The 22,199-nt window shown below is 44.2% G+C and carries 21 protein-coding genes; 5 read left to right on the top strand and 16 right to left on the bottom strand.

Annotation, left to right across the window (positions count from 1 at the left end; genetic code table 11):
* Nucleotide 1 precedes the first annotated feature (1 nt).
* The 12 genes from lpxA to rpsB form a co-directional block, all read right to left on the bottom strand.
* Nucleotides 2-772 carry an acyl-ACP--UDP-N-acetylglucosamine O-acyltransferase gene (lpxA, locus tag BK026_RS19275; RefSeq protein ID WP_071817385.1) on the bottom strand — a complete coding sequence of 257 codons (771 nt, stop codon included), beginning with the start codon at nt 770-772 and terminating at the stop codon, nt 2-4.
* Nucleotide 773: 1 nt separating this feature from the next.
* Nucleotides 774-1,223, bottom strand: coding sequence for a 3-hydroxyacyl-ACP dehydratase FabZ (gene fabZ / locus BK026_RS19270; RefSeq protein WP_071817384.1), 450 nt, complete (start codon nt 1,221-1,223; stop codon nt 774-776).
* Between the two features lie 217 nt (nt 1,224-1,440).
* Nucleotides 1,441-1,956, bottom strand: a complete 516-nt coding sequence (locus BK026_RS19265; RefSeq protein ID WP_071817383.1) for an OmpH family outer membrane protein — start codon at nt 1,954-1,956, stop codon at nt 1,441-1,443.
* 61 nt (nt 1,957-2,017) lie between these two features.
* Nucleotides 2,018-4,495, bottom strand: a complete 2,478-nt coding sequence (bamA, locus tag BK026_RS19260) for an outer membrane protein assembly factor BamA (RefSeq protein WP_071817382.1) — start codon at nt 4,493-4,495, stop codon at nt 2,018-2,020.
* Between the two features lie 59 nt (nt 4,496-4,554).
* Nucleotides 4,555-5,907: a sigma E protease regulator RseP gene (gene rseP, locus BK026_RS19255; RefSeq protein WP_071817381.1), complete on the bottom strand. Its 1,353-nt coding sequence runs from the start codon at nt 5,905-5,907 to the stop codon at nt 4,555-4,557.
* Nucleotides 5,901-7,088, bottom strand: a complete 1,188-nt coding sequence (ispC, locus tag BK026_RS19250) for a 1-deoxy-D-xylulose-5-phosphate reductoisomerase (protein WP_071817380.1) — start codon at nt 7,086-7,088, stop codon at nt 5,901-5,903. Before ispC ends, rseP begins: the two co-directional genes overlap by 7 nt.
* Nucleotides 7,088-7,951: a phosphatidate cytidylyltransferase gene (locus tag BK026_RS19245; RefSeq protein WP_071817379.1), complete on the bottom strand. Its 864-nt coding sequence runs from the start codon at nt 7,949-7,951 to the stop codon at nt 7,088-7,090. The genes ispC and BK026_RS19245 overlap by 1 nt, the downstream gene beginning before the upstream one ends.
* Before the next feature lie 54 nt (nt 7,952-8,005).
* The gene (uppS, locus tag BK026_RS19240) at nt 8,006-8,788 is read right to left on the bottom strand and encodes a polyprenyl diphosphate synthase (protein ID WP_071817378.1); all 783 of its coding nucleotides are present in this window, start codon (nt 8,786-8,788) and stop codon (nt 8,006-8,008) included.
* A gap of 9 nt (nt 8,789-8,797) precedes the next feature.
* Nucleotides 8,798-9,355: a ribosome recycling factor gene (frr, locus tag BK026_RS19235; protein WP_071817377.1), complete on the bottom strand. Its 558-nt coding sequence runs from the start codon at nt 9,353-9,355 to the stop codon at nt 8,798-8,800.
* Nucleotides 9,356-9,378: 23 nt separating this feature from the next.
* Complete coding sequence (gene pyrH / locus BK026_RS19230; protein WP_071817376.1) at nt 9,379-10,116, bottom strand: UMP kinase; 738 nt, start codon at nt 10,114-10,116, stop codon at nt 9,379-9,381.
* 210 nt (nt 10,117-10,326) lie between these two features.
* Nucleotides 10,327-11,199: a translation elongation factor Ts gene (gene tsf, locus BK026_RS19225; RefSeq protein WP_071817375.1), complete on the bottom strand. Its 873-nt coding sequence runs from the start codon at nt 11,197-11,199 to the stop codon at nt 10,327-10,329.
* A gap of 121 nt (nt 11,200-11,320) precedes the next feature.
* Nucleotides 11,321-12,052, bottom strand: coding sequence for a 30S ribosomal protein S2 (rpsB, locus tag BK026_RS19220; protein WP_015066407.1), 732 nt, complete (start codon nt 12,050-12,052; stop codon nt 11,321-11,323).
* Nucleotides 12,053-12,463: 411 nt separating this feature from the next.
* Here rpsB and map point away from each other — a divergent pair, with 411 nt between their 5' ends.
* The 3 genes from map (at nt 12,464) to dapD (ending at nt 16,918) form a co-directional block, all read left to right on the top strand.
* Nucleotides 12,464-13,258 carry a type I methionyl aminopeptidase gene (gene map / locus BK026_RS19215; RefSeq protein ID WP_071817374.1) on the top strand — a complete coding sequence of 265 codons (795 nt, stop codon included), beginning with the start codon at nt 12,464-12,466 and terminating at the stop codon, nt 13,256-13,258.
* Between the two features lie 187 nt (nt 13,259-13,445).
* The gene (glnD, locus tag BK026_RS19210; protein WP_071817373.1) at nt 13,446-16,097 is read left to right on the top strand and encodes a [protein-PII] uridylyltransferase; all 2,652 of its coding nucleotides are present in this window, start codon (nt 13,446-13,448) and stop codon (nt 16,095-16,097) included.
* The gene (gene dapD / locus BK026_RS19205) at nt 16,094-16,918 is read left to right on the top strand and encodes a 2,3,4,5-tetrahydropyridine-2,6-dicarboxylate N-succinyltransferase (RefSeq protein ID WP_014948549.1); all 825 of its coding nucleotides are present in this window, start codon (nt 16,094-16,096) and stop codon (nt 16,916-16,918) included. Before glnD ends, dapD begins: the two co-directional genes overlap by 4 nt.
* A 130-nt stretch (nt 16,919-17,048) precedes the next feature.
* Here dapD and BK026_RS19200 read toward each other — a convergent pair whose 3' ends face one another.
* The 3 genes from BK026_RS19200 to BK026_RS19190 form a co-directional block, all read right to left on the bottom strand.
* The gene (locus BK026_RS19200) at nt 17,049-17,498 is read right to left on the bottom strand and encodes a flavodoxin domain-containing protein (protein WP_071817372.1); all 450 of its coding nucleotides are present in this window, start codon (nt 17,496-17,498) and stop codon (nt 17,049-17,051) included.
* A 66-nt stretch (nt 17,499-17,564) separates the two neighbouring features.
* Complete coding sequence (truC, locus tag BK026_RS19195; protein WP_071817793.1) at nt 17,565-18,332, bottom strand: tRNA pseudouridine(65) synthase TruC; 768 nt, start codon at nt 18,330-18,332, stop codon at nt 17,565-17,567.
* 65 nt (nt 18,333-18,397) lie between these two features.
* Nucleotides 18,398-18,742, bottom strand: a complete 345-nt coding sequence (locus tag BK026_RS19190) for a YqcC family protein (protein WP_071817371.1) — start codon at nt 18,740-18,742, stop codon at nt 18,398-18,400.
* Nucleotides 18,743-18,948: 206 nt separating this feature from the next.
* On the opposite strand from BK026_RS19190, the gene BK026_RS19185 reads away from it, so the two are divergent.
* Entirely contained in the window at nt 18,949-19,998 is a 1,050-nt protein-coding gene (locus tag BK026_RS19185; RefSeq protein WP_071817370.1) for a DUF3549 family protein, read from the top strand.
* Nucleotides 19,999-20,301 (top strand): DUF3301 domain-containing protein, encoded by a 303-nt coding sequence (locus tag BK026_RS19180; protein ID WP_071817369.1) that lies wholly within the window; start codon nt 19,999-20,001, stop codon nt 20,299-20,301. It abuts the gene before it with no gap.
* Nucleotides 20,302-21,399: 1,098 nt separating this feature from the next.
* On the opposite strand, the gene BK026_RS19170 is transcribed toward BK026_RS19180, so the two are convergent.
* Nucleotides 21,400-22,050, bottom strand: coding sequence for a GNAT family N-acetyltransferase (locus tag BK026_RS19170; protein WP_071817367.1), 651 nt, complete (start codon nt 22,048-22,050; stop codon nt 21,400-21,402).
* Between the last annotated feature and the right edge of the window lie 149 nt (nt 22,051-22,199).

Below are 22,199 nucleotides of genomic sequence, written 5' to 3'. Positions count from 1 at the left end.
ATTAACGAATAATGCCTCGTGATGCGTTTTTCAGAAAATCAACCATCTGCGCAACGGCGCTGAACTTTTCCGCTGATTGTGTCATTTTTTCAATGGCTTCATCGATGGTGTTCCCTTCTCGATATATTGCTTTATAAGCACGCTTTATTTCCAAGACTTCTTCTTTTGCAAAGCCGCGTCGCTTTAAACCTTCCGAGTTAATCCCTTGAGGAATATTTTTCTGACCGCTCACCATGACAAACGGAGGTACGTCACGAAGAATAATACCACCTGCACCTAAAAACGCATGGGCGCCCACTTTACAAAATTGATGGATACCTGTTGCGCCGCCAATAATCACAAAATCATCAATATGCACATGGCCCGCAATCGCCACATTATTGGCCACTATGATATCGTTTCCTAGCACACAGTCATGTGCCACGTGCGCGTTCGCCATAAACAAGCCACGCGAACCAATAATGGTAATGCCATTATCTTGAATGGTTCCCCTATGAACGGTAACGCCTTCTCGGAATTCGTTATCATCGCCAATAACAAGCTCGGTAGGTTCGCCTGCGTATTTTTTATCCTGACAGTCTTCACCAATTGATGAAAACTGATAAAACTTATTGTTCTTGCCGATACGCGTTGGGCCGCGTACCACCACATGTGATTTCAGAACACAACCATCTCCAATGGTTACATTATCATCAACCACACAAAACGGGCCAATGGTGACGTTTTCACCAATGATTGCACTGTCTGAAATTACCGCAGTTGGATGGATCACGTTAGGCTATCTCTCTCATCGCACACATAAACTCTGCACTGCACGCCAAATCGCCATCGACGCTAGCAGTACCTTGAAATTTCCAAATCCCTCTTCGCTCTTTTACCAACGCTACATCAAATTCTAACTTATCGCCAGGTACAACCGGGCGCTTGAAACGCGCATTATCTATCCCTGCATAAAGATACAATTTATCATTACTTCCCATCGTCTTAAATCCTAAAACACCCGCAGCTTGTGCCATTGCCTCAAGAATGAGTACACCGGGGAATATAGGTTGTTCAGGAAAGTGTCCCATGAAGCATGGTTCATTGATGGTAATGTTCTTGTAAGCCTTTACAGACTCGCCAAGAACGTAATCGGTAACACGATCAACGAGTAAAAATGGGTACCTATGCGGCAAAAGTGCCAAAATTTCCTGAATTTCAATGGTATTGAGTGAATTGGCCAAAAACTTTCTCCTTAATACAAGCATGACCTAAGACAATATTACACCAATCCACCAATGCGACTGGCATTACGGTCAACGCTCACCGTTAAAAACTAAAACGGCGGCAACCATACGCGTTTATACGCAAAAAACAAATCAGACCAACACCTTTAGGTAGTTGGCCTGATAATTACGTCATTGCGCTGCGATGATTAACACATCACTATAGCGATTTGAACTAGTTCGCTTTGCTGACTTGCTTTAATACTTGTTCAGAAAGATCATGCTCTTCTTTTGTGAAAGCCACAGCGCCTGCGTTCAAAATAAGGTCATAGCCTTCTTTTGCCGCAACAGAGTCGATAGCTTGCTTGATAAGGCCTAGCAGCTTGTTGCGCTCTTCATTGCTACGACGTTGAATATTCTGTTGAAGAGGCTGGCCTTTTGCAGCAAGGTCTTCACGTACTTTCAAAATCTTTTGCTCTAAATCTTTCTTCTCAGCATCGCTCATTGTTGCTGCATCACGCTGTAGGCGCTCAGCGAAGAACTGACCATCTCTTTGAAGCTGATTAACTTCTTCAATCTGGTCTTTAAATTCTGTTTGGATCGCATTTTGAATTTCAGCAGCCTGTGGCATTGCTTGAAAAATACCTTGAACATCAACAACGGCTATTTTCTGTTCCGCCATTACAGATGTGCTTACTAAAGCGCTACCTAACATTGCACCTGCAACAATATGTTTAACCAACTGTTTCAAAGGTCACTCCTTTTTGAATCTTTTTTTTAGAGAATGCATTTAGCACTCTCGCTTAATTGTTTTAAAATGTTTGACCGATATTAAAGGTGAAAAACCTTGCATCGTCACCATCGCGTTGCTGTATCGCTTTCGAGAAGCTAAACACCATAGGCCCCATTGGAGATATCCACTGAACAGATACACCTGCCGAACTACGATACAGGCTCCAATCAGAATAGTCCAATAGCTCCCCACGCTGTGTTTGGGCAACTGAGAATTGACGATATCTGTCATAGTCGAATTCAGTATCCCACACGTTGCCCACATCCACAAACAAACTTGTACGCACTGAGTTGTCCATTTCCGCGTCAACAAATGGTGTTGGAACAATTAGCTCAACGCCACCAAGAGCCATCGCGTTACCGCCAAGACTTCTGTTTGAAAAGGTCAAGATACGGTCGTTAGGATCATTTGGTATGATTTCGCCGTCAGGGCCTGTGATAGAGCCTGCCGAATTGAGTCTTACACCTCTAGGACCAACCGTATTGTTCTCAAAACCGCGCAGCGAGTCAGCACCACCAGCGGTAAAGTTCTCTGTAAATGGCAGTATTTGTTCATTGCCATTTATTTCGTCGTAACCATTACCATAGCCTAAACGCACGCGGGTCAAAAATGACCAGCGCTGATCACGAGATAATGGGAAGTACCATTTACCGTCGAACACAGTTTTGAAGTAATTCACATCAGAATTTGGGGTAGTAATACTAAATGACGCTCTTTGCGATGAGCCCGCCGTCGGGAATAGCCCTCGGTTGAGCGTGCTTCTACTCCAACTAACACTCGCTAGGAAGCTGTCATATTTTATCGCAGCATCAGGGTCATCACCATTTAAGAACTGATTGTAGAACTGTTCTGTTTGCTCGTAGAAGCCTCGATTGAATAACTCAACATTACTGTAAGTAAGCCCAAAGTTAATACGATTAAACTCATTGATCGGGTAACCGACGTTCGCGCCCACAGACCAACGCTTAGAGTTGTATTGGATTACGTTAAAGTCAGAGCCGTCGAACTCACTATATCCAATACTTCCACCTAGGCTTATGCCGTCGATAGTAAAATAAGGATCGTTATACGTAATCTGCGCGCTGCGTTGGTATGAAACCGTACTTAGATTAAGACCAACTCTTTTTCCCGTACCTAAGAAGTTATCTTGCTGAATACCGGCTTGTAGGCTTAGTTTAGTTCTGTCGCCGTAACCTATACCTGCGTTGAAAGAGCCCGATGGTTGTTCTTTAACATTAAAGTTCACGTCGACTTTATCTTCAGACCCAGGAATACGGGTTGTTTCAAACTCAACTTCTTCCATATAGGTTAATCGTGAGAGTTGACTCTTTGAAGACTCAAGTAAATTATTAGATAACCACGTGCCTTCCATCTGGCTTACGTTTTGACGAAGCACGTTATCCGCAGTCACAACGTTACCATTGAACTTTATACGGTTAACGTAAATTCGCTTACCAGGGTCAACAGAAAGCGTGAGCTTAACCGTTTTATCTTCATCGTTGATATCAGGCACCGTAGTAACCGTTGGATACGCGTAGCCAAAGCGCCCAAGGTACTTACTGATAAATTCTTCGGTGTAAGTTACGATAGATTGATTATAAAGCTCGCCGGGGGCTAGAGGTAAAACACGTTCAATGTAATCCTCATGGCCAAGTACGTCACCTACAAGCTCAACTTCAGAAACGGTATATTGCTCCCCTTCTGACACATTCATCGCGATGTAAATACCTGACTTTTCAGGTGTCATTGATACCTGAGTTGAGTCGACATTGAATCGAAGATAGCCGCGGTCAAGGTAATGGTTGCGAAGTGTTTCCATGTCACCTTGAAGCGTTTGTTGCTGGTAACGAGTTTCAGATAGAAAATCCCACCAAGGCGCGTCATACTGCAATTCAAATGCTTCCATTAACTCTTCGTCAGTAAATATTTCATTACCCACGATGTTAATTTGCTTAATTTCAGCCGAATCACCCTCTTCAAACAAAAGCTTTAAGTCGACACGATTTCGAGGTAACGGCGTAATGATTGCCGTCACATCCGCATTGTATTTACCAATACTATAGAAAAAATCTTTAAGACCGTTCTCAATTGAAGTCAATACGGTTTTATCTAAAGGCTCGCCAATACGAACGCCGTTATCGTTAAGACTCTCTTGGAGTTGCTCGTCTTTAATGTCGTCGTTACCATCAAAAATGATATTACTGATAGTCGGACGCTCTGCAACGCGAACAACAAGCGTATTGCCCTCGCGAAGTATCTCAACGTTTTCAAAATGCGTTGATGAATACAAAGAACGAATTAACTGTGTTACTCGAAAATTATTTAGCTCATCACCCACCTGTACAGGTAGGTAAGTCAAGGCTGCGCCGAGTGCAACTCGTTGCAATCCTTCTACGCGAATATCTTCAACTACAAACTCACTGTCTTGCGCTGCAGCGTTGGCAAAGCTAGCACTGGAAACAATCGCTCCGGCTGCTACTAACTGTTTTAACTTCATCTATTTTTCTTTTCCTGGCCGCGTTTTTGTATTAGCTGTTTTGTACTTCCTGATCTACATCAGGTTATGCGAGCGATATCATTAAATATTGCGATACCCATTATCATAAACAGAAGCACGCCACCTATTCTGTATCCCCACTCTTGGACCGTTTCTGAAACGGGTCTACCGGTAACCAACTCAACGAAATAAAACATGAGATGACCACCGTCAAGCATGGGCAAGGGTAATAAATTTATTATGCCTAAATTTACGCTTATTAAGGCTAGAAAACTCAGGAAATAAGCAAAGCCATACCCAGCACTTGTTCCTGCTCCCTGAGCTATAGAAATAGGACCACTCAGATTCTTTACCGAAACATCACCGGTAAGAAGCTTGCCTATCATTTCAATACTCAGCGTCATTAAACGCCATGTTTTATCTAGTGCTCTCTCAATGGCTTCTATAATGCCATATTGATGAGTAAACACATACCCCTCCGGCCAAGGCTCGAAGGATGGACTGACACCGAGATAACCAGTTTGCCCTTGAGGCGTATCTCGACGTGCAATCGTGGCACTAATCGTTTGTTGTTGTCCATTTCTTTCTATTTCTAACGAAATTTCTTGGCCTGGATTATCAACAATAACATTAACTAAGTTCTCCCAAGAGCTCAGTTCTTCTCCATTTAATGCCCGAATCTCATCACCGACCATCAAACCAGCGGTTTGCGCCGGTGATCCCTCTCCAACAAACGCTACATTCAACGTCGGGTTAGGGCGAAAGGGCTTCAAACCCAAACTGCTTAAGGGAGACTCAATATCTGGGTCAAAGTTCCAACTTTTAAGCGTAAAGGTGAGTTCTTTTTCAATACCTGCCGAATTTTTAACCGTTATCGATGCGCGGTCTGCACCTATCTTCGACACTATTTCTAAATTAACCGCTTCCCAATCGGGTGTAATTCGGTTGCCGACTTTGACGATTTCGTCACCCGCCTGAACACCTGCAACAGCGGCAATACTCTCTGATTCAACACTTTTAACAACAGGTTTTACCGTTTCAAGGCCAACTAAATACATTATCCACAGTGCGAAAAATGCAAAAATAAAATTAATCCCCGGCCCAGCAGCAATCACGGCCATACGCTGTAATACCGGTTTGTTATTAAACGCTTTGCTCTCTAGTTCCGGAGGTACGTCATCAATCCTTCCATCGAGCATGCGAACATAGCCACCAAGTGGGATCATGGCTATAACGTATTCAGTACCAGACTTACTTCGTTTTCGCCAAATAGGCTTACCAAAACCCACGGAGAAGCGCTCTACCTGAACACCACATCGACGCGCAACATAAAAATGCCCCCACTCGTGAACGGCAACTAAAATACCTAAGGCAACAATAAATGCACCAAGGCTCCACAGAAATGCTAGCACTGGAATTTACCTCGAATAATCTCGTTTGCTTTTGCTCTTGCTAGGCTGTCTTGCTCTAAAATTTGCGCAATAGAATTCACTGACACATATGGCATGGCGTTAAGCGTGGCTTCGTTTACTTTGGCAATATCGCAAAACTGAATTTTACCGGCCAAGAACGCTTCCACTGCGACCTCGTTTGACGCATTTACTCGCGTAGTAGCACACTGCCCTTCATTACATGCGTCAATAGCCAGTTTCAAATTTGGGTAACGTTCAAAGCACGGTGTTTGAAAACTGAAGTTTGAAATATCTGAAAAGTCGAGTGGCGTTACGCCCGCTTCTATTCGCTCTGGATGTGCTAAGCCATAAGCGATAGGAGTGCGCATATCCGGGTTGCCCATCTGTGCTATTACCGAACCATCAATATATTGCACCATGGAATGAATAATACTTTGAGGATGGATCACCACTTCAATATCACTAGCGCTGGCACCAAACAACCAACAGGCCTCGATAAACTCAAGCCCTTTGTTCATCATAGTCGCCGAATCGATAGTGATTTTTCTGCCCATCGACCAGTTAGGGTGTGTACATGCCTCATCGATAGCAATTGACGAGAAGCTATCGAGTGGCCGCTCTCGGAAAGGGCCTCCAGAGCCTGTAAGCAAAATTTTTCGAATACCTGATGCTGTAAAATTACCGTATTCATAATCGTGAGGTAAGCACTGGAATATGGCGTTATGCTCGCTGTCAATGGGAAGTATTTGGGCGCCGCTGTGGTTTGCGGCCTCGATAAATAAAGCTCCCGACATGACCAAAGCTTCTTTATTGGCAAGTAAAACCCGCTTGCCTGCTTTTACTGCTGCCAGTGTAGGTAAAAGTCCGGCAGCACCAACAATGGCTGCCATTACGGCATCAACTTCAGGCGCACTTGATACTTCTTCCAACGCCTTGGCACCTGCGAGAATTTCTGCATCGACACCGTACTGAGATGCTAACTCACACGCCAGTTTGTAATTAGCATCATCGGCAATCACCACGTAGCGCGGCGCACACTTTTGAGCTTGCTCCATAAGCAATTCAAGCTGCGAGTGGCCAGAAATCGCAAAAACGCGATACTTTTCAGGGTGGCGATTAATAACATCAAGTGTATTACAACCGATAGAGCCAGTGGCCCCTAACACTGTTACTGTTTGCATCACGCCATCCAGGTTACATAGCAGAAAGCGAATACTGGAAATGCGGCAGTCAAGCTATCAATTCTGTCGAGAACGCCACCGTGTCCCGGTAGAATTTTACCGCTGTCTTTTATGCCTGCACAGCGTTTGAGCATGCTCTCGTTTAAGTCGCCAAGCGCAGAGACAGCAACAGTGATACCACCAATAGCAAGGTGAAGCCATATACGAGATGGCTCTACCTGATAATGAAGCGCGGCGAACGCGATAATAGCAAACGAAGCAGCAATACCACCTAACAAGCCTTCAAGACTTTTACCTGGGGATACATTAGGGCGTAGCTTATGGCGACCGAATTTCACGCCTACGAAAAATGCGCCTATGTCTGCTGCCCAAACAATTCCCAGCACGTAAAAAATAAGTGATGCACCATAAAAGGGGTCTACGTCATGTAAGCTTGTACGAAGTGCTACGACGGCTACCCATGTAGGAATTAATGTCAGCGCACCAAACAACGTTCTTACGCTGCGACTGTCCTTCCAAAACTTAGAATATTTAGGGTAAGCCAGTACCATAAATAAAGATGCTACCCACCACACGACAGCGATGGTTAATATGGCACGATATAAACCATGCAGCTGGCCTTGGTACCAAATTTTGCTGGCATCGACAACAAGTGACAATGCAATGCAGATGAAAAAGGCGCCAGCCATGTAAATGAGCTTTTTAGGGCGCTCACAAACGCCTGACATATTCGCCCATTCGTAAGCACCAATGCCCACCACTGCGGCGATGGCTATTTCAAACCAAAAAATCGGAAGAAAAAGAATGGCATAGAGCGCCAGTGGCGCGAGAATTAATGCGGTTATTATTCGTTGTTTTAGCATAATTTGCCCTTGGCTTCTGTTACCAGGGCTAGCCTGATAATTGCCTGAATGGTATTAACCATCGGCGGTGACTACCTGTTCACCGGTTAAGCCGAAGCGACGTTGGCGAACATTAAAATCATCTACGGCTAGTTGAAACACGTCTTCGTTGAAGTCAGGCCATAGTACGTCAGTAAAATAGAGCTCAGCATAGGCACATTGCCAAAGCAGAAAGTTACTAATACGATGTTCACCGCCGGTGCGAATGAGAAGATCTAACTCTGGGAGATTGGCGGTTGAAATATGTGCACTCAGCGTGTCTTCTGTGATGTTTTGTACTTCCAACCCACCATTTTTTACTTGCGTGGCAATCTGCTTTGCAGCGTTTACAATGTCCCATCTACCGCCGTAGTTTGCTGCGATATTTAAGACCAAATCTTTGTTGCCCTTGGTCATGTCTTCAGCCTTTCGAATTTTTTCGACTAGTTTGTCATCGAATGCATCAACATCACCAATTACCTGTAACCGTACACCGTTTTTGTGTAATCGCTTTGCTTCGCTATTAAGGACGAGATTAAACAGTTCCATTAAGACACTGACTTCTTCCTCTGGGCGCTTCCAATTTTCGCTAGAAAACGCAAATAGCGTAAGAGACTCGATACCGTTTTGACGCGCGAAGCGCACTACAGAACGTACAGACTCTACCCCGGCTTTATGGCCAAAAGTACGAATTTTCCCTTTCTTTTGCGCCCATCGACCGTTGCCATCCATAATAATGGCAACATGCTTCGGGCCAGCATTAACCGCTGGCACCTCAGTTTTGGTCGACTTGGCTGCGCTTAAACGCTTTCCAATCATAATACTTACTTATACTTCCATCAGTTCTTTTTCTTTGTCAGCAAGCATGCTGTCTACTTTCTTAATGAACTCATTAGTAATCGATTGAATATTTTCTTCTGCTGCGCGGCTTTCATCTTCGCTGATCTCTTTTTCTTTAAGAAGATCTTTTACGTCGCCATTGGCGTCACGGCGAATGTTACGGATAGCTACACGACCACCTTCCGCTTCGTTGCGCACAACGCGAATAAGGTCCTTACGACGCTCTTCAGTTAGTGGCGGAAGTGGAATGCGAATTGAACCGCCTGCACTCATAGGATTTAAACCCAAGTCAGACTGCATAATCGCTTTTTCTACTGCCTGAATGGCGCTTTTATCAAATACCGTTAGTGCAAGAGTACGACTATCTTCTGCAACTACGTTAGCCACCTGCTTAAGCGGCGTATCTACGCCGTAGTAAGGTACCATGATGCCATCTAGTAGGCTTGGGTGCGCACGGCCAGTGCGAATCTTGCTGAATTGGCCTTTCAGTGCTACCAGGCTTTTTTCCATGCGCTCTTGCGCATCTAATTCAATTTCATCAATCACGATTTGTATCCTATTGTTCTTAATTAACCGTTGTCAGCGTGGCGAATAACAGTGCCTTCTTTTTCGCCCATCACAACACGCTTTAAGCAACCAGGCTTATTCATGTTGAACACGCGGATAGGTAAACTGTGATCGCGCGCCAAAGTAAACGCTGACAAATCCATCACTTTTAATTCTTTTTCGAGCACTTCTTGGTATGTCAGTTCGTCATACAGCGTAGCGTCTGGGTTTTTAACCGGATCGTCGCTATACACACCATCTACTTTTGTGGCCTTTAATACCGCATCAGCCTCAATTTCGATGCCGCGAAGGCAAGCTGCAGAGTCAGTCGTGAAGAAAGGGTTTCCTGTACCCGCTGAAAAGATAACAACACGGCCTGACTTGAGGAGACTGATAGCCTCTGCCCAGTTGTAAGCATCGCACACACCGTTTAACGGAATAGCTGACATCATACGAGCGTTAACGAAGGCACGGTGCAGCGCATCGCGCATGGCCAACCCATTCATTACGGTAGCAAGCATACCCATATGATCGCCAACAACCCGATTCATTCCCGCTTTCGCTAGGCCTTCGCCACGAAAAAGATTACCACCACCGATGACAAGTCCAACTTGAACACCAAGCTCTACCAGTTCCTTAATTTCCTGAGCCATTCTGTCTAAGACTTTAGGATCGATACCAAAGCCTTCTTCGCCCATCAAGGCCTCACCACTAAGCTTTAAAAGAATGCGACGGTATGCTGATTTTGGTGTGATACTCATAGTTCGAAATGTCCTCGTAAACCCATTTTGTCCTATATTTTTCTGTTAATTCAAAAAATATAGGACAAAACGCTTTTGATACGTTGGCAAGCTTTACACTGTTATTTATGAATAACAACCGCCAACAGTCTTCAGCTATAAAAAAGCACCTCCTAAGAGGTGCTTTGTAGTTTATCTAACTATTGCATAATGCAAAAGATAAACACTCAATTATTTCTTAGCAGCTTCCATTTGAGCAGCTACTTCAGCAGCGAAGTCTTCAGTCTTCTTCTCGATACCTTCACCTACTTCGAAACGTACGAAGTTGATTACGTCTGCGCTGTTGTTCTTAAGAAGTTCAGCTACAGAGATTGAAGGATCTTTCACGAAAGGCTGACCAGTTAAGCTCACTTCACCAGTGAACTTCTTCATGCGGCCTGCAACCATTTTCTCAGCGATATCAGCTGGCTTACCAGACTGGATAGCGATTTCGATTTGGATTTCTTTCTCTTTCTCAACAACTTCAGCCGGAACATTTTCAGGCTTAACGAACTGCGGGCTTGCAGCTGCAACGTGCATTGCAACGTCTTTCGCTAGCTCTTCGTCACCGCCAGTAAGGATAGAGATAACACCAATGCGGCCGCCGTGGATGTAAGCGCCTAATGTATCGCCTTCAACGTTGATAACGCGACGTGGAGAGATGTTTTCACCGATTTTAGCAACAAGAGCATCACGCACTTCACTTACTTTAGCGCCGTTAAGCTCTGCGTCGTTAAGTGCTTCGATATCGTTGATGTTGTTAGCTGCTGCTACTTCTAGAAGCTCGTTACCGAACTTAAGGAAACCTTCGTCACGTGCTACGAAGTCAGTTTCACAGTTAAGTTCAAGCATAGTCGCGCGACCCGCTTCAACCTTAGTAAGGATTACACCCTCAGCTGCGATACGGCCTGCTTTTTTAGCCGCTTTCGCTTGGCCTGATTTACGCATGTTTTCAATGGCTAACTCAATGTCACCATCCGTTTCAACCAGGGCTTTTTTACAATCCAGCATACCTGCGCCAGTACGTTCGCGCAGTTCTTTAACTAGTGCTGCAGTCACTGCCATTTTTCAATTCCTCAGCATTAAATATAAATTCGTTAGGTAAAAGGGGCGATTCCGCCCCTCTCAATACGTTTCGTATTGTAGTACTGCCATATTATTAAGATATGACAGTAAGCAATCAGAATTACTCTGCTGCTTCTACGAAGTCGTCTTGCTCAGCTTGTACTTCAAGGTTGCTTTCGCGACCTGAGTTGATAGCGTTTGCAGCAGCATCCAAGTAAAGTTGGATAGCGCGGATAGCATCGTCGTTACCAGGGATGATGTAATCAACACCGTCTGGGTTAGAGTTAGTATCAACAACACCAACAACAGGAATACCTAGGTTACGAGCTTCTGTTACAGCAATGTGCTCGTGATCTGCGTCGATAACAAAGATCGCGTCTGGAAGACCGCCCATGTCTTTGATACCGCCAAGGCTGTTTTCAAGCTTGTCCATTTCGCGCTGAAGCATAAGTGCTTCTTTTTTAGTTAGCTTTTCAAACGTGCCGTCTTGAGCTTGCTGCTCTAAGTCTTTAAGACGCTTGATTGACTGACGTACTGTTTTCCAGTTAGTCAGCATACCACCTAACCAACGCTTGTTTACGTAGTACTGGTCGCATTTAAGTGCTGCATCTTTAACTGCTTCACCAGCTGCGCGTTTTGTACCAACGAAAAGGATTTTACCTTTCTTAGACGCAACACCAGAAAGGTAGTTAAGTGCGTTGTTGAAAAGTGGAACCGTTTTTTCAAGGTTGATGATATGAACTTTGTTACGAGCGCCGAAGATGAAAGGCTTCATCTTTGGGTTCCAGTAACGAGTTTGGTGACCGAAATGCACACCAGCTTTCAGCATGTCACGCATAGAAACATTAGCCATTTTATTTTCCTCTTGGGGTTAGGCCTCCATATACCCCTTGTATCGATTCAGACCAACCTAAATTGAACTGAACACCCCGATACGAAGTGTCGGTATATGTGTGTTTTAATAAAATAAATTTACCCTCTAAAACGGTGCCAAATGCACGTGGCAAAATGAGCTTTCCGTCAGGGCGCGCGCTTTATATCACAATCCCATCTCAGCCTCAAGTTTTGAGAATAAAAACGCGATAAGTAACCTCGTTCACAAAAAGGGAAATCAAGCTACTCAATGCAGTTGATGCCTATCGCAAAAACCTTAAACAAAGTCATTTAATATCAGCACCTTACCAAGATTGACCTGAATAGTGTTATACTGCGTAAGTAAATTAAATTCTTCATCAAACTAGTTTCAAACGATTTGAGAGGCGCTGTGACAGCTATAATCAAAACCCCAGAAGAAATCGAAAAAATGCGCATAGCCGGCAAACTGGCTGCCGAAGTACTCACTATGATAGGGCCTTACGTAAAAAAAGGCGTTACCACTGATGAGCTTAATACTATTTGCCACGACTACATCGTCAACGAGCAAAAAGCGGTACCCGCACCGTTAAATTATGGCCACCCGCCTTTTCCAAAGTCTATTTGCACATCAGTAAACCATTGCATTTGTCACGGTATTCCTTCTGATAAGAAACTGAAAGACGGTGACATCATCAATATTGATGTTACCGTTATCAAAGACGGTTATCATGGCGACACTTCGAAAATGTTCGTGGTAGGCAAGCCCTCTATTCTTGCTGATCGCCTAATTCGCGTAACCCAAGAATGCTTATACAAAGCAATTAAGCAAGTTAAGCCAGGCATGCGTCTTGGTGATATTGGCCATATTTGTCAAACTCACGCAGAGGCGCATAACTATTCAATTGTTCGTGAATACTGTGGCCACGGTATTGGTGCCAGCTTTCACGAGGAGCCGCAAATTGTCCATTATGGTAAGCCAGGCACCGGTGATGTACTAGAACCAGGTATGTGCTTCACAATCGAGCCCATGGTTAACGCAGGTAAGCGCTATTCAAAAGTGCTGCCTGATCAGTGGACTGTAGTCACTAAAGACAGAAGTTTAAGCGCGCAATGGGAACATACCCTCTTGGTGACTGAGACTGGTGTAGAAATTCTCACGCTTCGTGATGAAGAGACGATTGATAGGGTGATATCACACAGCTAACGCACACCTTCAAGGAGCGACGTTCACCTTGTCGTCGCTCCTGCTACATCGCTATAACAAAATCCCATAAATATTCACAAAAAAACCTAGATTATTCATAAATTACGTCCTTTTCTCTACTGCGATCCTTCCTCGTTTCATGGTATCTTTCCTATCGTTCAAAAAGAAGTCTATTTGAAGGTGCACTTTGACGCTGCAATCACTAATAAAAAAAATCGATACCATTAGTTCAGTAGATGAACTCTCTTCAATAAAAGCCTGTGTTGAAGAAAGCTACGCTTGGATTAACGCGTCGTTTGACTCAACGCCGGTAAATCAACTCGTTACCGGTAGAGCGCAGTTTGTTGATGCATTATTAAATCACCTGTGGCAATTGTTTGGGCTAGATACGGTAAGCGAACTTTCACTGTGTGCCGTTGGTGGGTACGGCCGTGGTCATTTGCAGCCTCACTCAGATATAGATTTGCTCATAGTGAGTAAAAAAACACTTAAACCAGAAGTCCAAGAAAAAATTAGTTTGTTCATCACGCTACTCTGGGACATCAAGCTCGATGTAGGGCAATCAGTTCGCACCATCAAGGAAACGGTTAAGTTAGCAAAGGACGACATTACGATTGCGACCAACTTAGTTGAAAGCCGATTACTTTGCGGTAGTGAAGCCACTTTCGATAAACTGTGGGATGAAGTTAACGGTCGAAATTCATGGTCAAGCAAAGCATTTTTCTCAGCCAAATATGACGAACAAAAAAAGCGTCATGCAAAATTCAACGGTACCGCCTACAACCTTGAACCTAATATCAAAGAAAACCCAGGGTGTTTGCGCGACATTCAATCTATTGGTTGGGTAGCGAAAAAGCACTTTAAAGAGTACGACGGCTGGAATTTAGTAGGCCATGGCTACTTTACCGAACAAGAACACAGTGAATTAATCGCCTGTCGCATGCACCTTTGGAAAATGCGTTGTGCACTTCATTTAGTTGCAGGAAGAAGCGAAAATCGCCTGCTATTCGATTACCAACCCGACGTTGCAAAAATGATGGGTTATGGTGAAGAAGGCAAATCGTCCGTTGAGAAAATGATGCGTGACTTTTTCCGCACCGTGGCACGGGTGTCTGAACTGAATCAAATGCTACTTCAGCGTTTCAAATATGACATGCTGAATCAAAGCGTCCAGAAAAGCGTGATCATAAATGAAGACTTCGAGCTGCTAGACAACATGATTTCGCCACGACATGAAACCGTTTTTTCATCGCCCGAAGCTATATTAGACTTTCTGCATCTGGTGGCCAACACACCAGAAGTACAAGGCCTCAGTACGATTTGCATTCGCCAATTGCGTAACGCTCACCGCGCTTTTGAAGCGCAATATTATGTAGAGCGCCCGCTGTGCCGCGAAAAATTTATGCGCTTGATGAAACAGCCTGAATTTTTTGATTTCGCATGGGACATCATGCATCAGTACGGCATCTTACAAGCTTACCTCCCCGAATGGGACGCAATTGTAGGTATGATGCAGTTCGACCTGTTTCACGCTTACACCGTGGACGAACACACTCACCGATTGGTGAAACATGTGAATTACTTTTTTTCAAAAGCGAATAAAGACTTCCCGCGCTGCGGCAGAATTTGCAGAAACCTCGATAAACCAGAAGTGCTTTATATCGCGGCCATTTTCCATGATATTGCTAAAGGTAGAAACGGTGATCACTCTACCTTAGGCGCTCAAGATGTAGCAAAATTTTGCCAGCAACATGATGTACCGAATGATGATGCTGAAATGATTGCATGGCTTGTGGAAAATCACCTGTTAATGTCAGTGGTAGCACAACGCCGTGACATTTACGACCCTGACGTTATCAGTGAGTTTGCTGGCGCAGTGAGAAGCCATAATCATCTGAACTTGCTTTATACGCTAACCCTTGCCGATATTCGCGCTACCAATGACAATCTGTGGAACGATTGGAAAGCGTCATTGCTTCGCGAATTGTATTTAATGACGCAAAAGGCGTTAGACAATGGACTTCAATGCCAAGTTACGCTAAACGAGCGAGTAACCACTCACAAACATCAGGCAAGACAAATATTGCAAGAACGTGCTATCGACCCAGTTGCAATTGATGCTCTATGGGCCCGTCTCGACGATGACTACTTCGTTCGCTTCAAGCCGACACAAATTGCCTGGCATACGGATGAAATTATAAAAGCGCAGAATGAATGGCTTACACCTGAGCATAATGGCTTGTTAGTTAAGGCTAATGATAATAGTGCAAAAGGCGGCACAGAAGTGTTTGTTTACGGCAAAGACAGAAAAGCCTTGTTTGCGCAAGTCGCTTCAGTATTAGACAGTCGCAACTGTTCAATTCACGACGCCCACGTTACCGTTACCAGAGACGGTTATGTGTTCGACAGCATGCTTATTCTTGAAAACGACGGCAGTCGTATAAGCTCTGAATCTCGTATCCTATCTATTGAGAATGCTATTTCCGCTCAACTTGAAAAACCTGGGCGTTCGCACGAAAATAAACGAAAACTACCTCGACAGATGAAACAACTCGACGTACCTACCAAGGTGCGATTTTTTAATATCAACGATGAAGCTACACTCATTGAGTTAGAAGCTCTGGACGCTCCAGGTATTTTAGCTAAAATTGGCCATGCATTCGTTGATACAAACATGACGCTGAAGCTTGCGAAAATTGCCACTATAGGCGAGCGAGCTGAAGATATTTTTATCGTCAGCAATGAGGCTGGCAAAGCATTAACCCAAGAACAGCAGGTAAGCCTTAAAAAGCGGATCCTGTTTAAACTCGACCAACTTGAAGATATCACAATACCATGAATGAATTGAAAGCCATCATTGAAGACGCCTTCGAAAATCGCGATAGCATTAGCCCCTCATCGGCACCCGATGAAGTAAGAGATGCAGTAGCACAAGCTATTGACCTTTTAAATACGGGTAAAGCGCGCGTTGCTGAAAAAATTGCTGGCGAATGGGTAGTCCATCAATGGCTTAAAAAAGCGGTTTTACTTTTCTTCCGCCTTCACAATAACGATGTAATTGAAGGCGCTGAAAGTAAGTTTTATGACAAAGTACCGCTTAAGTACACAAACTATACGGCTGAACAGTTTGCGGCCGACGGCGCGCGTATTGTTCCACCAGCAGCGGTGCGTACCGGTACATTCGTAGGCAAGAACGCGGTTGTTATGCCTTCTTACGTAAACATTGGTGCGTTTGTAGACGAAGGCACTATGGTTGATACATGGGCGACGGTAGGCTCGTGTGCGCAAATTGGTAAGAATGTTCACCTTTCAGGTGGTGTGGGCATTGGTGGTGTATTAGAACCGCTTCAAGCAAACCCTACCATTATTGAAGATAACTGCTTTATCGGCGCGCGTTCTGAAATAGTAGAAGGCGTGATTGTTGAAGAAGGTTCTGTTATTTCAATGGGCGTTTACATCGGTCAGAGCACTCGTATTTATGACCGCGAAACCGGTGAAGTTCACTATGGCCGCGTACCAGCAGGTTCAGTAGTCGTGGCGGGCAACCTGCCAAGCGCAGATGGTAAATACAGCCTTTACGCCGCTATTATCGTGAAGAAAGTAGATGCGAAGACACGCGCGAAAGTAGGTATCAACGCGCTACTTCGCGGCGTGGAATAAACATTATTTCAGGCGTATTGCTAACGGCTCAGGTTAATTTCAATTAGCCGAGCCAAATGCTAAAAGAATCACAAACTAAAAGAGGCGCTTATGCGCCTCTTTCTTTTGCTAATCACAACATGTCTAAAACTTAAGCCAACAGCTTATCTTTAATGGTATTGACCCACTCTACAACGTCTTTTTCAGGCTCTAGAGTTTCAATCGCGTCAACTTCTAACATATCGGCAACGGCGTTACCTTGTAGTTCGGTAAGCAACGTATGAAACTGTTTTCCTGCACCACAGAAACTTTCTCCATAGCTACTATCGCCAAGCGCAGCCACAGCGAATGGCTTGCCGCTTAACACAGGCGATTCGTCTTTCAAATCTGAAAACACAAACTCTAAGTTAGGTGGCACATCGCCCTGCCCCGTTGTAGAAGTGATAATTAGAAGTGCGTCTGCATCAGTGAAATCTGCCACCGAAGGGTCGCTTTCCAGTGAGCAATCTACGCCCTGTTCAGCTAAGTTCTCTTCCACCTGCTCAGCTACGTGTTGCGCGTTGCCGTAAACTGTACCCGCAATAATTTTCAATGTTGCCATTTTTACCTCTTAAACCAATGATTGTCGCCTTAGTCGACAGGCGGAAATTCTCACTATTTTATCAACCTAAACACAGAACGGCGCTAATTTTTCGAGCCATAGTCGCATTTCACTGTGCATCTGTGAATTAATCGTTACCCACTTTCCAGTGACAGGATGAGAAAAACCCATATGAGTACAACTTAAGGCCAAATTATTAAAATTAAAGTGCTGCTTAGCGAATTTGTTTTGTTTGCCGTCACCGTGGGTTGTGTCGCCAATAATAGGGTGACGAATGTGGACCATGTGTCTACGAAGCTGATGCTTGCGACCGGTACTAGGAGAAAGCTTAACGAGCGAATATCGTGCACTTTGGTATTTGCCCACAGGCTCAGGCACTTCGAACTTTGCTACTGACTCATACATAGTTGATGCAGGTTGTGGCGGCTGCTGCGGGCGCTTATGCTTGTCGGCAATTTTGTCGTAGCGGTATTTTAGGGCGTAATCGATATACCCTGTGTGATGCACAAAACCGCGAACTATAGCGTGATACGTTTTTACAACCTGCTTGTCCATCATCTGCTGCCCAAGCTTTGCTGCAATTTCTGAGCTAAAGCTAAACACCAGCACACCTGATGTGGGTCGGTCTAATCGGTGAGCTGGGTATACGTGCTGGCCAATTTGATCTCTCAATGTCTGCACGGCAAACACAGTTTCATGCTTATCAATTGGACTTCTGTGCACAAGCAAACCCGGCGGCTTCTCGATTGCTATGATATGTTCATCTTGATACAACACGGGTAAATGAAGAGCGTTAACACTATCTTTCTCACCGTCGCCTACCTTTCCTATTATTTGCTCATCTGAATACACAGTTAATTGGCCTTTTTAAATCGTTCTGCATTGTGCGTTGTGCTTGTTCACCCAATGTCTTCATTGGTAATGTTATCAATGATTTGTAGCTGGGAAAGAGTGCGCTGGTGCGCCGATGATAGGTATATTTCTGCTGCAGGCGTAATTTGCATGGGCGGTAAAGGCTTTTCCTGCGTTAACAAAATGCGCATTTTGGGGATAAAAATAAAAGCCAACCAACTCTCAAACGCTAAACAGCCGACTGCAAAAGGAACTGAGCTTTCCATGGCATTTTTGAGTTCTTGCTCAGAAGGCATTTTCTTAGGCCAAACACCCTCTTGTTTCATAGCAGTTTCTAACTGCTCTAATGCCCTACCAAGTGCAATATGACAGACACTATTCACTTTACTCACAGCAACTCCGTAAAAAACACTTCTATTTCGAAGCGCGCAGTATATCAGGGGCAAAAGGTCAACATAAGTCTGCCTGCCTTATCGTTGAAATTCTGTTGCTGTGATACCATTATCTGACTTTGTTGGCGGTATCTCATCGACTTGCTCCCCTTAATAGATGTGACAGCCTGGCAAATTTTGGTTAAAGCAGTATTTTGGAATGAGTTATGAGCGCTAACAGTATCAATTCTATCAGCGAGTTTTTGTTACAAGCAGGCACTGAATATCAAGTTTTTGATTTAGGTCGTCGTCTTGAACCCACAGATAGCCAAACCTTTCTAGAAATAGAAAATGGCACTGCTTACGCGCCCTTCCCTCGTCAGCAACACGCGTGGTTTGGTATCGTCTTTTGGAATAAAAATGCTTCTACGCAGCACTACATTTGGTTTGTGAAACTACCGCTTGACGAGCAAGGTTTGGTAGTTGCCGCTGCCAGAAATCATTTTTTAGAGATTATTGTTGATGCGCTAGGTCAGTCTGTTGCTGAAGATACTGAAAATGCACAAACTCTGCCTGACAATCCTTATTCGTTTGTTCCCAATCAGTCGCAGCTTGCGCAGTTTAACGCATTGGTTAAACGCACCCTAAACCAGCCTTTAAGCGAAGACGCGCAGAAAGTCGAGGCCTATATTCAAGCCCCGCAGCTTGTTGACTGGCAGCAAATATCCATGCAGAGCGTGGCAGACTTTGTACATAGCCTAGGACAGCACCCCAAACAAGATATATTAGTAAAGGCGATTAAAACCAACACCTCACTCTACTCAGCTGTTTTTCTTGACACCCTGATGGAGATGAGCGAAAGCATTTCTCTGCCTGAAAATTTATTAGCGGCGTATTTAATTGAGATTGATAAAAGTGATGACATCAACTTGGCGGCGCTAAGAGGAACATCAGACGGTACCTTTAACCCGATCATCAATAACAAACTACTCGAATTATTAAAAGGCGAAAAGTCGCAGCGGCTTGATATTTTGAGCGTTATCGCAGCCCGCCATTTCGAGCAAATGGAACCACTACTGCTCAGCGCTTTTCTAGAACAAGCCGCAAATGTTGACGAAAAAGAGGGTCATCAAGGTGCTTTATTCGCAGGGTTCTTTTCAGATTTAGTGCAAATTCCGAAGTTACGCAGACAAGTGTTAACACTCCTGCGTTCAAATGCCAATTCACAAGTTCTTAGTAATGCTTTTCACCAATTATTTGCACAAGCGAGAAAGTAGATGACGTTACTTGAGTTAGTAGTGTGGATGGTTATTGGGTTTACCGGTTATCAGTTTTGGCGTATTCGAGCCATTTCCGAGCAAACAAACACTTACCTTAAGCAGTACTGCGATAAGCACGGATTGCAGCTACTGAGTGTAGCAAGAGCAAGAACGCGATTTTCGTTTAAGTATGGTAAGCCTGATTGGCACAGTGTATTTAACTTCGAATTTTCAAGTAATGGCGAAGACAGGTATACCGGAGAAGTTGAATTAATAGGTGTTAAGGTTGTGCGAACAGAAGTACCACCACATAGAGTGTAATACCAGTGGGCATAAACTATCACCCACTTAGCGAGAGTTAAAATGTTCGTAATCGCGGCGTGTTACCGAAGGTATAGTGGTTCTACATCAAGGTGACACAACAAAGAGTACGAACATTTTAGACTCGCCCTTTGGGAAGGTCTGGCAAGCTTCCTAGTTTCATTCTGGGAATTTGAAAGGGAACAGCCATTCCTGCATTCGCACGGTTTAGAGAAAATTTCAAAAAAAAGGGGAACCTACCGGCTCCCCTTTTTCTTGGAATTTTGAGTATCCTTCTCCGCGATCCTTTGCGACTAAAATCTTCCCGATTAAAATCCGTATACGCCCCTTTCCATCTACTCTCGCACCTTCCTGTGCGAGCTACACGTCCATGCGTAGGTCCCTTTCCTTTTTTCCTCTCTAACTGCACATCCTGCATGCAGTGTTCCTCATCCTGAGGCTGTCCTTGTCAGGCTCCGCTGACGCTCCCTTCCCTTAATCCTTCTTTGCTGCACATCCTGCTACAGCTTTGCCATTCCGTTAGCGTGTCCTTCTTTCATCCTTGCTTTGCTGGTCCATGCAAACTAGACATTCCATGACGACACTCCTGCCGTTAGCTCCCTGCCCCTAGTCCTTGCTAGCATTCGTCCGTGTTTCCCTGCTACTTCCTGTATGTGATGTCCTATCACGTATTTCTTCCCTGAACTCCCTTTATTCCTTAAAAATCCCTTTCTAACGTCCTGTTAATGCAGCATCCTCTCTGCGTTCCTTTCCCTGTACTCACTGCCTTGTGAGAGTCTCATCCCTAAGTTGTCCTAACTTAATCCGTTGATGGTCCTTGACTCAATCCATGACTCGTCGTGTTTCCCTGTGACATGTTCATAGTATCCCTTCCAATTATTACCGCCATATTGAATTAAAGAGAATTTAATATAATTTTTGTACTACTTTCGTATGAAAATAAAAAAACTCTTATAAATCAGTAGCATTATACTTTGGTATGAGATTTGCCACGTGAAAAAAGGGAGAAAAGCGCACATGGTTTGTAGGAAATATCTTACAAATTGAATAGCAGATGTAGTCGATCACTTCAAAAATATGAAGCAAGTTAGCCCAACGTCAGTTATGACGCCTGAACATCACCTTGCCATTAACGTGTGATAAGCAAAGTTCACCCACTACTTGGTAGTTATCGTCGTTAAAGAATGAGCGATGCTTAGGTATCGTCACAAAAACGCAGATTCCTTCTGACTTTTTGTCTTCTTCAATCACACTATCGATTGCGCCGAGTAATATATGCCCTAGCCCATGATGTTGGTAGTCGGGGTGTACAGCAATAAAACTCAGCATGTGAAAGTTTGTAGCAGGAACTAAGGCGCGTACTTTTTCTTCTTTCTCTAGCATTTGTTTTGTACCGAAAAGACCTGCGGTAAGCAGCATCCGTAACCGCCAATGCCAGTATCTTCCGGCACCAAAAGCGGCATCAGGTGACGTAAGACAAGCAACAGCCACGAGTCTTCCGTTATCGAACAACCCGATCATGGGTTGCTCAGCAACCCAAAAAGCGTTCAACTCTTCTCTGATAGCTGACCGCAACCTATTATCAAACCCTTCTTTTTCCGCTTGAAATATATCCGCGAACAGTGGGTCGTCCACATACGCATTATACAAGATTGACGCAGCAACGTTTAAATCATCTACACTGAGAAAGATCGCCTCAACATTATTTTTGTCTGGCAGAAGAGTATCGTTTATTGCTTCGTCATTCATTGTGCATGCCCCGGTAAGTAAACGAAAAGAGTAACCGATGTATACTGTGGTTAAACTTTAGCCTACTTGAAAAAAAGCCACATGTTAACCTTTTATTAACATGCGGCTTTAATCTGTATATGTGGTGGCCGTAAAAGGAGTATTTCCGC

The organism is Alteromonas sp. V450 (genome assembly GCF_001885075.1).
Classification (GTDB): Bacteria; Pseudomonadota; Gammaproteobacteria; order Enterobacterales; family Alteromonadaceae; genus Alteromonas.
The sequence above is the reverse complement of the archived record's forward strand: the minus strand, read 5'-3'. Positions and strand labels throughout refer to the sequence as shown.

What these genes read in the sequence shown, in the direction of transcription:
- bamA (WP_071817382.1), bottom strand. Translation starts at nt 4,495, where the DNA reads ATGAAGTTAAAACAGTTAGTAGCAGCCGGAGCGATTGTTTCCAGTGCT.
- ispC (WP_071817380.1), bottom strand. Translation starts at nt 7,088, where the DNA reads ATGCAAACAGTAACAGTGTTAGGGGCCACTGGCTCTATCGGTTGTAAT.
- tsf (WP_071817375.1), bottom strand. Translation starts at nt 11,199, where the DNA reads ATGGCAGTGACTGCAGCACTAGTTAAAGAACTGCGCGAACGTACTGGC.
- BK026_RS19185 (WP_071817370.1), top strand. Translation starts at nt 18,949, where the DNA reads ATGAGCGCTAACAGTATCAATTCTATCAGCGAGTTTTTGTTACAAGCA.
- rpsB (WP_015066407.1), bottom strand. Translation starts at nt 12,052, where the DNA reads ATGGCTAATGTTTCTATGCGTGACATGCTGAAAGCTGGTGTGCATTTC.
- uppS (WP_071817378.1), bottom strand. Translation starts at nt 8,788, where the DNA reads ATGATTGGAAAGCGTTTAAGCGCAGCCAAGTCGACCAAAACTGAGGTG.
- pyrH (WP_071817376.1), bottom strand. Translation starts at nt 10,116, where the DNA reads ATGAGTATCACACCAAAATCAGCATACCGTCGCATTCTTTTAAAGCTT.
- BK026_RS19170 (WP_071817367.1), bottom strand. Translation starts at nt 22,050, where the DNA reads ATGAATGACGAAGCAATAAACGATACTCTTCTGCCAGACAAAAATAAT.
- BK026_RS19180 (WP_071817369.1), top strand. Translation starts at nt 19,999, where the DNA reads ATGACGTTACTTGAGTTAGTAGTGTGGATGGTTATTGGGTTTACCGGT.
- dapD (WP_014948549.1), top strand. Translation starts at nt 16,094, where the DNA reads ATGAATGAATTGAAAGCCATCATTGAAGACGCCTTCGAAAATCGCGAT.
- BK026_RS19200 (WP_071817372.1), bottom strand. Translation starts at nt 17,498, where the DNA reads ATGGCAACATTGAAAATTATTGCGGGTACAGTTTACGGCAACGCGCAA.
- BK026_RS19245 (WP_071817379.1), bottom strand. Translation starts at nt 7,951, where the DNA reads ATGCTAAAACAACGAATAATAACCGCATTAATTCTCGCGCCACTGGCG.